General features: G+C 62.4%; 11 protein-coding genes. 2 read left to right on the top strand and 9 right to left on the bottom strand.

The genetic code is table 11. The features are described 5' to 3' along the window. Positions 1 to 75: 75 nt before the first annotated feature. Complete coding sequence (locus tag BJY26_RS17020) at positions 76 to 2,241, bottom strand: MMPL family transporter (protein WP_179429373.1); 2,166 nt, start codon at positions 2,239 to 2,241, stop codon at positions 76 to 78. Positions 2,242 to 2,313: 72 nt separating this feature from the next. On the opposite strand from BJY26_RS17020, the gene BJY26_RS17025 reads away from it, so the two are divergent. Beyond that, the gene (locus BJY26_RS17025; protein WP_179429374.1) at positions 2,314 to 2,853 is read left to right on the top strand and encodes a MarR family winged helix-turn-helix transcriptional regulator; all 540 of its coding nucleotides are present in this window, start codon (positions 2,314 to 2,316) and stop codon (positions 2,851 to 2,853) included. Further along, complete coding sequence (locus BJY26_RS17030) at positions 2,853 to 3,458, top strand: HutD/Ves family protein (protein ID WP_237249194.1); 606 nt, start codon at positions 2,853 to 2,855, stop codon at positions 3,456 to 3,458. Before BJY26_RS17025 ends, BJY26_RS17030 begins: the two co-directional genes overlap by 1 nt. Positions 3,459 to 3,559: 101 nt before the next feature. Here BJY26_RS17030 and BJY26_RS17035 read toward each other — a convergent pair whose 3' ends face one another. The 8 genes from BJY26_RS17035 to BJY26_RS17070 form a co-directional block, all read right to left on the bottom strand. Beyond that, positions 3,560 to 4,354: a GntR family transcriptional regulator gene (locus BJY26_RS17035; RefSeq protein WP_237249195.1), complete on the bottom strand. Its 795-nt coding sequence runs from the start codon at positions 4,352 to 4,354 to the stop codon at positions 3,560 to 3,562. A 76-nt stretch (positions 4,355 to 4,430) separates the two neighbouring features. Continuing rightward, a complete protein-coding gene (locus tag BJY26_RS17040; RefSeq protein ID WP_179429377.1) occupies positions 4,431 to 4,934 on the bottom strand; it encodes a hypothetical protein in 504 nt (167 codons plus the stop codon). Next, the gene (locus BJY26_RS17045) at positions 4,931 to 5,770 is read right to left on the bottom strand and encodes a cytochrome c biogenesis CcdA family protein (protein ID WP_179429378.1); all 840 of its coding nucleotides are present in this window, start codon (positions 5,768 to 5,770) and stop codon (positions 4,931 to 4,933) included. The genes BJY26_RS17040 and BJY26_RS17045 overlap by 4 nt, the downstream gene beginning before the upstream one ends. Next, positions 5,770 to 6,555, bottom strand: coding sequence for a DsbA family protein (locus tag BJY26_RS17050; RefSeq protein WP_179429379.1), 786 nt, complete (start codon positions 6,553 to 6,555; stop codon positions 5,770 to 5,772). The genes BJY26_RS17045 and BJY26_RS17050 overlap by 1 nt, the downstream gene beginning before the upstream one ends. A gap of 299 nt (positions 6,556 to 6,854) precedes the next feature. Beyond that, complete coding sequence (gene tyrS / locus BJY26_RS17055; protein ID WP_237249192.1) at positions 6,855 to 8,165, bottom strand: tyrosine--tRNA ligase; 1,311 nt, start codon at positions 8,163 to 8,165, stop codon at positions 6,855 to 6,857. A 120-nt stretch (positions 8,166 to 8,285) separates the two neighbouring features. Then, on the bottom strand, positions 8,286 to 9,734 hold the full coding sequence (locus BJY26_RS17060; RefSeq protein WP_179429381.1) for a purine-cytosine permease family protein: 1,449 nt from the start codon (positions 9,732 to 9,734) through the stop codon (positions 8,286 to 8,288). A 140-nt stretch (positions 9,735 to 9,874) separates the two neighbouring features. Further along, positions 9,875 to 10,588, bottom strand: coding sequence for an RES family NAD+ phosphorylase (locus BJY26_RS17065; RefSeq protein ID WP_179429382.1), 714 nt, complete (start codon positions 10,586 to 10,588; stop codon positions 9,875 to 9,877). A 730-nt stretch (positions 10,589 to 11,318) separates the two neighbouring features. Next, positions 11,319 to 12,029: an SDR family NAD(P)-dependent oxidoreductase gene (locus BJY26_RS17070; protein ID WP_179429383.1), complete on the bottom strand. Its 711-nt coding sequence runs from the start codon at positions 12,027 to 12,029 to the stop codon at positions 11,319 to 11,321. Positions 12,030 to 12,040: the final 11 nt, after the last annotated feature.

Below are 12,040 nucleotides of genomic sequence, written 5' to 3' on the forward strand. Positions count from 1 at the left end.
TTACCACCCCACGGGCGTCAAACTACCCCGCGAACAGGCCGCGCGTCCGACCCGCTTCGTCACGAACGGCCGGGCCTAGCTCGACCGGCTGAGTCTCGACGGCCACCAAATCGCGCGGCCGATGTCGTATGAAAGCGCCGGCACCAGCAACGACCGGACGACGATGGTGTCGAGCAACACTCCGAATGCGACGATGAACGCGATCTGCGCCAAGAAGAGGATCGGGATCACGGCCAGCGCCGCAAACGTGGCGGCCAGCACGATCCCGGCCGAGGTGATCACACTCCCGGTCAGGCTGAGCCCGCGCAGAATCCCGGGCCGCGTACCGATGCGTGCGGACTCCTCTCGCACACGCGTCATCAGGAAGATGTTGTAGTCCACGCCGAGCGCCACCAGGAACACGAACCCGAACAACGGCACCGCCGGGTCAGCACCGGCAAAGTCGAAGATGTGGTTGAACACGAGCGCGGAAACCCCCAGCGCCGACACGTACGAGACGACGACAGTCAAGATCAGCAGCACGGGCGCCAGTATCGAGCGAAGCAAAATGATCAAGATCAACAGAATGACGACCAGGACTATCGGAATAATCGTGGCGAGATCGTGCTGGGCCGTCGTATTGGTGTCCAGGTTCGAGGCAGTCACGCCGCCCACCAGCACATCCCGGTCGACTGCCGGCAGGTCGCGTCGCAAATGCCGGACGACGTCCGTGGCCGTGTCGGAGTCCGGCGATGCCGTGAGCACCGCGTCAATGAGCACCTTGCCGTCCTTCACGACGGGTTTCGACGACGGCGCACCCGGCCGTTGCTGCGATCCGGTGTAGAAGTCGGCCGAGCTGATTCCCTTTTCGTCCGCAACGGCCCGCTTCACGTCGTCGGCTTTGGACTTGTCGGCCAGGATGACGACCGGGCTGCCGAGACCGCCCGGATAGTGTCGCGATAATGCCTTTTGCCCGTCCGCGGCGTTGGACGCCGACAACACGACGTCGGTTTGCGGCACCCCGCCGGCGTGCAACTGCGTGATACCGGCGCTGCAAATTCCGAGAAATACGAGCGCCGCGATCCAGAGGATCCGGGGACGGTGCGCAACGCCGGCCGAGATCCGCCGCCACAGCCCTCGCACTCCCTCGAGGCCCGCGACGACGTCCTCGTCGACGTGCCTGGCCTCGTGCGGGCCGCCCGGCAAGAATTTCGGCTGGAACGGCCAGAACGCGACGCGGCCAAAGACCGCAAGAAACATCGGGAGCACCGTCAGTGCCGACAACAATGCGAAAGCAATGCCGATGGCCGCAATCGGCCCCAAGCTCTTGTTCGAGTTGAGATCGGAGAACAGCAGGCAAAGCAGTGCCAGGATCACCGTGGAACCCGAAGCGACGATCGGCGGGAATGCGGCACGCCAGGCGTGCCGAATCGCCGTCCAGCGGGACTGCTCCCGGATCAGAGTTTCCCGGAATCTGGCCACGAGCAGCAGCGAGTAGTCGGTGGCGGCGCCGATCACCAGGATGGAGAGGATTCCTTGGCTTTGCCCATTGAGGTCGACCCAGCCGGCGCGTGCAAACCAGTAGACGACCAAGATCGACACGGTCAGTGCGAATACCGAGGTGAGCAGCACGAGGAACGGCAGCACGATAGACCGGTAGACGAGCAGCAAGATGACGAAGACGGCGCTCACGGCCACGACGAGCAGAATGCCGTCGATGCCGCCGAAGGCTTCGGTGAGGTCGGCGGTCAGGCCGGCCGGCCCGGTGACGTAGCTGGTTATGCTCGACGGCGTGTGCTTGGCTGCTGCAGCGCGAAGGTCGTCGACAACGCCTGCCAGATTGTCGGAGTCATTGACGGGAACGATGAATTCGATCGCCTTGCCGTCCTTGGACGGGATGGGCCCGGTGATGTCCTGTTCGGAGGCAACTCCCTTGACGTCGCCGAACGTCGTACCGAGCTTGGAGTATTTGCCGAGGTCGGCTTTGTCGATCTTTGTGTCTGATTCGAGAAGGACAATGGCCGGTAGCGCGTCGGAGTCGGTGAATTTCTCTTGTGCGTTGCTCACCTTCGTCGATTCGGCGCTGGCCGGAAGGAATGATGCCTGGTCATTCGTCGAGACCGAGGAGATCTTGCCGAAGGTCGGGCCACCGACTGCGGCTCCGACAAGCCATAACGCGATCACGATTGACGGCAGCAGTATGCGCAACCATCGCGTGCGCGCCGAAGTTGGCGTGCCCCGATCGGTGTCGGCACGATTCATCGCCCACTCCTTAAAACTAGCTTGGCTAGTTACAAGCTAAACATATTATATTCGTGTTTTATACTTTCTTCTATGGAACCGCCCTCCGAGCGAAGCGAAGACGCTGACTGGCTCCTCGACCCTCGAGTGATCGATGCCGACCAGCAGCTAGTCGACCGCTCACAATTGAGCGACGACGACATTGCTCAAATCACCCGGGTGCTGGCCGGGATGCGGGACTGGCGCGAGGAAGAGGAGCGTATCCGCTTACGCTCGCGCACCGATATGGATCTCAATGAAAACGATATGCGGGCGCTGCGTTTCCTGGTGGCCAGCAAACACATCGGTGCCGTCGTCACCCCGGGCGCTCTGGCCGCGCATTTGGACATCTCGACGGCTTCGACGACCAAGCTCCTCGACCGTCTTGCTGCTGCCGGACACATCACGCGCGGTCCGCACCCCACCGACAGGCGCGCGTTGGCCATCACCATCACGCCCGGCACGCACCGGCGCGTGCGCGAATCGGTCGGCAGAACGCATGCGCGCCGATTCCACGTCGTCGCGAACATGTCGGCGGCCGAGCGGGAAGTAATAATCGATTTTCTCGCCGAACTCACGACAGGGCCCGCGTGATGATCCGTACTACCGTTTTTCCGGCAGCCGAGCACGTCCGCACGCCGTGGCGCAACGGACGCGGCACCACCGTCGAGCTGGCCAGACAGGACGGCCCCGACGGGTTCGACTGGCGGCTATCCATTGCCGACATTTCCTCGGAGGGCGAGTTCTCGCGATTCCCCGGGTACCGGAGAGTTATTTCGACTGTCGAAGGCGCCGGTATGCGCTTGACCGTGAACGACGTCCCGGGTGACGATCTTCACCGGTTCGTGCCCTTTTGGTTCGACGGCGCCGATCACACCGAATGCGAACTGTTGGACGGACCGATTCGCGACTTCAATCTGATTTATCGCGGCGATCGTGTCGCGGCACACCTTGAATGGTGTCGGCCGGAAAGCGACGCGCATTTGGTTTCGCGGGCTGCGACGACGCTGCTGTTCAATGCCGGCGCCGATCTCACGGTCCAACTTTCGGACGGTCAGGGCGAGTCCGGCACGTCGCTGACCTTGGGGCATTTTGACTTGATGCGCCTCGACGCCCACGATGCGCCGGCCGCGACGCACCGCCTATCCGGGGCGCCGGACTCCGACTATTGCGTCGTCGAGATCGAACGCATTGTCTAAAGCAGTCCGCCCGTTGCCGGTATTTCGCACGACAAGCATGCGCTTTCACGTGCGGACCAGACCGAGAAGGTTCGCGCATCGGCGATCATGCCGCGGCCCGGTTACTCGACGGTCTTCCACCACTCGTCGTCGTCCACCGGGCCGTCCGCACGCTCCGGCGGCGGTCCCTTACCAAACGAGCGCACTACGGAAAGTCGTTCGCCGACAATGTATGTTTCCCGGAATTCGACTGCACCGACCGGACCCGCCGAGAGCCGCTCGTTCTTGAACACGGCGGTCCCTTGCTCGCACTCGAGCGCCTGCGCCAGCGTTGAATCCGCAATCACGGGACGCAATTCTTCGTATCCCCCGGTGATCGTCACGCCGCATTTGTCACGTAGTTGCTGATACACGGCGACATCCGTGAAATCCGCGTTGAGCATGGGTCGGGCGGTCTCCAACGGGATCCACAGTCGATCCGCGGCAAACGGGGTGCCGTCGGCCAAGCGAACGCGCGCCAAATGAAAGAATTCGGTGTCAGCGGGTAGGCGCAACTTTGCTGCCACGCGTTCGTGACGCGTCGTACCTTGCCGCAAGACAACGTTGGTCTGGCGCAAGCCCCACCCGCGAACAGTCTCGTGCAGACTGTAAATCGGGCCGTAACTGGACGCGCCGACGGTATCGATGACCCGAGGGGCCCGCCCGCGTTCGGAGCTGATCACGCCCCGATCGCGTAGCGGTTGCAGTGCTTTGCGTACCGTGCCGCGACTGACGCCGTACCGGTCGGCCAGTTCCAGCTCCCCCGGAAATCTCGCCGCGAATTCGCCCTCATCGATCAGCCGTTCGAGATCACTGGCAATCCGCTGCCACAACGGCAGCGATTTCACGGCCGGCTGACCCACGTCGGTTCCTTTCATCACGCTGGACATCTCAGCCTAATCGTAATGTCTGCACGAATCGGGTCTTCTCGTACGCTCTTCCGCAAGCTCGCGCTCATCGCCGACCCGAAGCGCCATCGGGGCGAAGCGGACACGTGCGTTCACGGCGAATCCGCCATACCAGCGCCCACCCGAGCGCGCCGATGGCGACAACTGCCAAATACGGCTGTACCGGTTCAAAAAATTGGATCGCCCCGGTATACCCGAGCGCCAATAACACGAGCTTATTGCACACGGGACAGCCAACGGCGAAGAACGTCATGACGGCGCCGGTCATTCCGAAACGCGATCCGCTGTCGCGCCTGGTCGACGCATCTTTTCGCGCCACATAGGTGGCCGCGACAAGACCGCTGAGTAGGGCCGTCATTATTAATACCGGCCACGCCCACCATGTCACCGGCACGTCACGGGTGAACAGCGGAGTGTCTATCAAATCAGTTGGAATTCCCGTGACCAGCACAACCGACACCGTCGTCCCGGCGGCGAACAACCACCTGCGAGTCGGCCACGCTCGGAGCTCGGCGCTGATCGAGCGTGTGTCGTCACTTCGACGTTTCATCGTTTCGCGGCTTCCGAGTCCCGACGTCGCGGACGATTGCGCAACCGCACGATGATCGCCACGCCGGCCAGCACGACCGCTGCCCCGCCGATGAACCAGTAGTTGGAAACAGTCGATCCGAAATTACTGACCCATGATTCGGCCTTGTACTGCGTGCCGACGGAAAAGAATCCGCCAAAGTCCGCCGTGCCGTTGGTGACCAGCAACAGTATGCCCACTCCGATCGACAGGATGCCCGAAACAATCATGAGCCACGTGTTTCGCCAGCGGCCAATATGCACGCTGCGTGGCCGAACCAATGCCCGGCCACGCATACCCATTGAATTCCACACAAGAGCCAGCACGAACAACGGCACTGTCATTCCCAATGCATAGATTGCCAGCATCACGCCGCCGTAAACGGCATTGCCGGCGATCGCCGCGACCATCAGGACCGAACCGAGTATCGGCCCGGCGCAGACCCCGGCGACGGCGTACACGGCACCAAGAAAGAACACCGAGATCGCGGACGTACTGTTTCCGGCACTTTCGGTGCGACGCAGACCGGGTATCGGAAGGCCGGAAAGCTGCACCAGACCCGCCACCATCACAACTATCGCAACAATCCGCACCAGCACATACCTGTTGTCTCCGGCCAAAGAGCCAAGCGCAGAAGAGAACACTCCGAGCGGGACGAGGGTGACAACGAGTCCGAGATAGAACACGCCGGTACGACCGAGCAGCTTGGCGGGGGCTGCGAACGCGTACGCGAAAAAGGCCGGAAGCAGCATGACCGAACACGGACTCAACAGCGAAATCACGCCGCCGAGCAGTGCACCGGTAAACCCGATGTCCACTACTTGCCTTCGGCTTTCGTCAACTCGTCGTCAATAACCTTTCGGAACACTTTGATCGGTTGTGCTCCGGGCACCGCGGTCTGTCCGATCACGAACGTCGGGGTGGCGGATGCGCCGATGGAACGAGCCTCCTCGGCGTCCGCCCGCACCCGGCGAGCAAGTTTGCTACTTCCGAGATCGCGCTTGAACTTCGCCATATCCGGCACGTTCACCTGCTTGGCAAACCCCACGAGCGTGGCGCGCCCCAGCGTCGGATGCCCACGCTCGGGCGCGGCGTCATACACGGCATTGTGATAGGCCCAATATTTGCCTTGCCGGCCCGCCGCGCGTGCGGCAATGGCGGCATTTTCCGACTGCTCACCGTATATTGGCATATCGCGCCATTCAAACCTCACCTTGCCGGTATCGATATATTCCTTTTTGAGCTTCGGCAACGTGTCACGCGAGAACAACCCGCAGAACGGGCACCGGTAGTCGGCGTACTCAATCATCACGACCGGCGCGTCGGCCCGTCCCAAAGCCAATCGATCGGCGTACTGGCGCCGCTCGACACCCGGATCGGTGTCGCGGCTCTTGGCTCTCCCGGTCTTGGTGGGATTCGGAGACGTCCTCGTCTGAGCGTGACTGGGCTCGCCGGTGACTTCCGACGCCCCGGCTTGCGAATCATCGCCACCCGAGCCGTGGCTCGTCCACACGGCCGACCCCAACAAGACCAGCGCGGCCACCGACGCAACAACTATCAGCCACGTTCGCTTCGACGACGCAGAACTGCCTCTCCGGCGCAACGGCGAACCTCCAACCATCAACGTAGGCGTAAAAGCCACACGCTATCCAAATGTACACACATTAGGCAACCCATGAGCTTTTCCCCGTCGGGCCAGTGGTCGTTGCCGTGCACAGTGCCGGCAGCAATTCAAGGATTCGGCGGCCGGAGCCGGTTGATCGAGGGCGGCCGCCGTTGCTTGGGAAGCCGGTATTCAGGCAGCGAAAAAAGCCGCATGCTCGCGACCGCTCACGGAACGGTCACGAGCATGCGGCTCGATCGATGAATCGTGCGCTCGTGGAACTCAACGAGCGCGCCCGCCTATTCGACGACGAGTGCGCCGAGCGTCTTCTTGCCGCGGCGAAGCAGGACGGCGCCGGCGTCCAGCACGTCGTCCGAGGCCAGGACCGCCGATTCGTCGGTGACCCTTTCATTGTTGACGTAGGCCCCGCCGTCGGAGATGGCTCGACGCGCCGCCCCCTTCGAGGTGACGAGCCCGGATGAGACGAGCGCGTCCACGACACTGACCGACCCGCCGGCGACGGCGTCACGCGACGCGGTGCCCTGCGGCAGTTCGGCGATCGCGTGGCCGAGAGTCACGGAGTCCAGTCCGCGTACCTCTCCCCTGCCGAACAACGCCTGCGAGGCCTCGACGATCTTTTCGGTGGCATCCTGACCGTGCACGAGACTCGTCACGTCATAAGCAAGTCGCCGTTGCGCCTCGCGGGCTTGCGGGCGGGATGCCGTCACCTCGTCCATCTCGGCGATCTCGGCGCTGCTCAAGAACGTGAATACCTTGAGCCGGTTGGCCACATCGGCATCGGCGGTGTTGAGCCAAAATTGGTAGAACGCGTACGGACTTGTCATCTTCGCGTCGATCCAAATGGCATTGCCTTCGCTCTTGCCGAACTTGGTGCCGTCCGAGTTGGTGATGAGCGGCGTTCCGATAGCGTGTACGGCTTCGCCTTCGACACGGCGGATCAGGTCGGTTCCGGAGGTGAGGTTGCCCCACTGATCGCTGCCGCCGGTCTGCAGGGTGCAGCCGTACTGGCGGTAGAGCTCGAGAAAATCGATGCCTTGGAGTATCTGGTAGCTGAACTCGGTGTAGCTGATGCCGGCGTCCGAATTCAGGCGCGCACTGACGGCGTCCTTGGCAAGCATCGTTCCGACGCGATAGTGCTTGCCGATCTCGCGGAGGAAGTCGATGGCGCTCATCGGCGCCGTCCAGTCGAGATTATTGACCATCCGAGCGGCGTGCTCGCCCTCGAAGTCGAGGTAGTTCTGCACCTGCCCCTTCAAGTAACCGACCCATTCGGCGACCACCTCGGGAGTGTTCAGCGTGCGCTCGGCGGTGGGGCGCGGATCACCGATCAGCCCCGTCGAGCCTCCCACCAGGCCGAGCGGATTGTGTCCGGCAAGCTGCAGTCGCCGCATGAGCAACAACTGAACCAGGTGCCCGAGATGCAGGCTCGGCGCAGTCGGGTCGAATCCGCAGTAATAGGTGACGGTGTCGTGGGTCAGCGCCTCTTCAAGGGCGGCTTCATCGGTCGATACGTGGACGAGCCCACGCCACTTGACCTCGTCCCAAATTGAGGCGAACGAATCGTCATTGCGCTGCGGAGTCATTGTCATACTAGGCACGCCCATAAAAGTATCAGCCCGCCGCGGCTCGGCGCCTCGACATATCGGCAGGCGGACGGCGTCCGGACGGCGGCGGACGTCGTCCGGTCCCCGGTCGGCGCCGGCCGGACGTCACTCCACTTTCTCGCCTTCCGCGTCGTCCGGCAGGATCAGCCGGGTCGGGATCGACCGCTTGATGATCTTCGACAAGATGAAGTAGACGATGGCCGGCACGATCAGCCCGATGATCCACGAGTAGTCGGTATTGCCGAGCGCCTTGACGAATGGGCCGGTGTAGAAGCTCGTGTAGAGGAACGGCATTTGCGCCGCCAGGCCGATGACGTAGCTGGCGATGGCGGCGACGTTCCATTTGCCGTACCGGCCGTTCGGGTCGCCGATTGCCGGCACGTCGTAGCGTTCCTTGGACAGGAAGTAGAAGTCGACGAGGTTGACTGCCGACCAGGGCGTGAAGAACGTGAGCAGGAAGAGCAGGAATGTCGAGAACTTGTCGACGAAATTCGTGCTTCCGGCCAACGCAATCACCATGGCGATCACCATGATCGCGGAGACGACGACGGCCCGGGCGCTCTTCGTGATCTCCCGATGGCCGGCGAAACCGGTGATGGTGGTGATTGTGGACATGAATCCGCCGTACGCATTGAGCACGTTCACGCACAGTTTGCCCAGAGCGATGACGAAGTAGAGCGCTGCCGCGACGATTCCGGTGCCGCCGAGGCTGACGACGAATCCGACCTCGTCGCCGGCGAATTTGTCGCCGGCGATGGCCGCGGCCAGCACACCGAAGGTCATGGACCACTGTGAACCGATGACGGCGCCGGCAAAGGTCGACCAGAACGTGGTGCCCTGCTTCGTGCTTGCCGGAAGATAGCGCGAATAGTCGGCGACGTATGGGCCGTACGCGATCTGCCAGGAAGCGGACAGCGACATGGCCAGCACGAAGCTGGAGACCGTGAAGTGGTTATCGCCGAACAGCGCACCCAGGTCGGTTCCGGTCAGAAGCCTGATGGTTAGGTAGACGAACGCGAGTCCGCTGATCAGCGACGCCAGCCTGCCCATTACGTGGATCAGGCGATACCCGATGATCGCAATGACGGCAGTGACGATGCCAAAGATGATGATGCCGGTCCAGTGCGGAGAATGAATCAGCCCGGCGACGGCTTGCCCGGCCAACACGGTTCCGGACGCCGCGAATCCGATGTACATCAAAATGACCAGAACGAGCGGAATGACCGCGCCGTACACGCCGAATTGGGCGCGCGACGAGATCATTTGCGGCAAACCGAGGCGCGGGCCCTGTACCGAGTGCAACGACATGACCGCGCCGCCGAGAATCTGCCCGATCAACAGGCCGATGATCGACCAGATGACATCGCCGCCGAGCACGACGGCGAGCGCGCCCGTCACGATGCACGTGATGTTGAGGTTCGAACCGAACCACAGAGTGAACTGGTTGAGCGGCCTGCCGTACCGTTCGCTCCTCGGCACGTAACCGATGGAGTGGCTTTCGACCAGGAATCCGGGCTTGTCTGCCGGAGCGTCTGGCGCGGTCTTTTGGCTCATGGGTCGATACTGCCACCATGTGGCTCCGGTCACATACCGCTCGGAGGTTCAGGTGTCTACGATTTCAGACTCCGGAGCGGCACCTGCACCGGCGTGAATCAGGCAGCGGGTGAACCGAAGGTTGAACGCACTTTTCGAGTCTAGGGGCCACTCCATTCGAGGCCCAAACAGTTGAAAGCTTCGCGGATCTCGGGCAAGTCCGGTGTCACAGACGTCTGCTCGACATTTGTCAGAAGCGGGCTTATCGAAGAGTCGCCGGGCCCCTCGAATATCGCCCATAGGTGTAAATCGTCGCCCCACCGCGAGTTGTAATACACACCGTTAACGTCAGTCAGCGTGTAGAGAGCAACCGCAATACGCTGCGTAAGTTCGCGTGGTTGCGCTATCCGCACCGCCGCCCCATCGAAGTCGTCGATCCCCAGCGATTCCGCAACGCTAAGGAAGTGCGGTCGAAGTGCCGCTAAAGTCCGCGAATTCGTGACATCGCAAAAATTGCCTACCAGCGTTGCCTTTCCGATAAGCCGAGCTTCACACCATGCATACGGAACATGACCTGGCCGACCCGACGGATACAGCTCGGCATCTTGGGCATCCACCTCAATCTCATCCAGCACGGACAAAGCCACCGGATCCGGCCGGAACTGAGCAAGTACTTCGATCAAACAGGCTTTCAAAGTTGAGCCAGCGTAAACAGTACGAAAATTTCCTTGACGATCGTCCCATCGGCCGTTGAAGCGGCCGGCCGTCGGGGCCCACTCCCATCCGGTCCACGCCCATGGGTGCGGACGGTACCCAACCCGCCAAACCGGTCCGTGTGGCGTCGTCACGGCGACAGCGATGCTCTCGCCAGTCATCACTGTCCTGTCGCGGCGAAACTTCTCGCGGCCGCACTCACACGGCGACCGGCGTCCTCCCTGGGGCCCTCACGCAACAGACGAGCCGGTGAAACGTCGTCCAACTCGGGGTTCATGCCTTGAAACCAGGCCTGGACGACTCCGCGAGGTTCCTGCGCGGCCAATAGAACCGCAATCTGATACGCATCCCGGAGTCGCGTTACAGTAGCGGCAGACGGCTCCCGCGATCCATCGGCCCACTGGCGAACCGCCCGGGTCTCTTTGACGGAGCCAAGATACGCCACGAGTCGCGCACCTAACAGGTCACGCAGTTCAGCGACCAATGTCGTCACTGGCAAACTCACGGCATCGCGATATGCCTTCAACCACGCTCGTTTTGGCGCTGCAACGGTGTCCATACCCTTATTTTCCTGCAAACCAGAGGAAAAGCAATAGTAATCACATGCCTAATCCCAACCGTTTTACCACACTATTCGATTAGTGCTTACCGCGTCGCGTAGGAGCGCACCCGAACTGCCCCTTCAACGACCGCGGTCGCCGGCGCCCGCGAATTGACCTCGCTGGTGTTGACTCCCACGCATCGGGCTTCCGCGTGCGCATCCGTTCCTTCCGCGTGCACGTCGGTGTTCCGCGTGGGCGTATGGGCCGTTATAGCCGCATGCGGAACACCGACCCGCACGCGGAACGTCAAACGACCGAACGCAGACCCACGCGGAGCGGAACGGGCGGGTCAGCCGAATAGGGCCGGCCCTTCTTCGACCATGCGCACCCGAGTCCGATCCCGTTCCCGTGCAAGCCGCCAGAACCGATCGGCGATCGCCGACGGGTCGATCGCCGTCGGCGTTGCAGTCGCCGTACCCTTGACCGACCCGGCGATCGTCACCTCGCCCACGTGGATGTCGAACTCGCGCAGCCGCTCTGCCAGGATCCCGACGAGCTTGGACTTTGCGGCGTTCTCGAGGCCGACACCATCGATCCCTAAGAGCTTCGCAAAGCCGTCGGCCTCCGCCGTGAGTTCGCCGACGGCTCCGTTGGCCACCAGAATCGAAGCTCCGGGAGCCGACTTCAAATCAGCCGATACCTCTTGAACACAGGTCAAGAGCCCCGCCACTCCGACATCGAACGCGCGCTCGACATCGTCGGGGCGCGCCGCCAGAACGTCCGTCACGTCGCCGCTCCTGAAGGCTGTCCAGAGAACGGCGGAGATGCTTCCCATACCCGCACGGATCTCCGCGATGGTCCGCCGGATAGCGGCGGAGTCGGCCGCATCCGACTGATAGGCCGCGGCCTCCAGGCCGTGATCCTTCAGACGACGGACGCCGTCCGCAAGCCTCTCGCCGTTTCTGCCGACAAGCGCTAGCGAATAACCCTCGCTTCCAAACCGTTCCGCCGTCGCGTGCGAAATCCCCGGCCCGTAGCCGAAGACGATCAGTGTGCGCATGCTGGTGCTCC

The organism is Spelaeicoccus albus, from assembly GCF_013409065.1.
In the GTDB taxonomy this organism is placed as follows: Bacteria; Actinomycetota; Actinomycetes; order Actinomycetales; family Brevibacteriaceae; genus Spelaeicoccus; species Spelaeicoccus albus.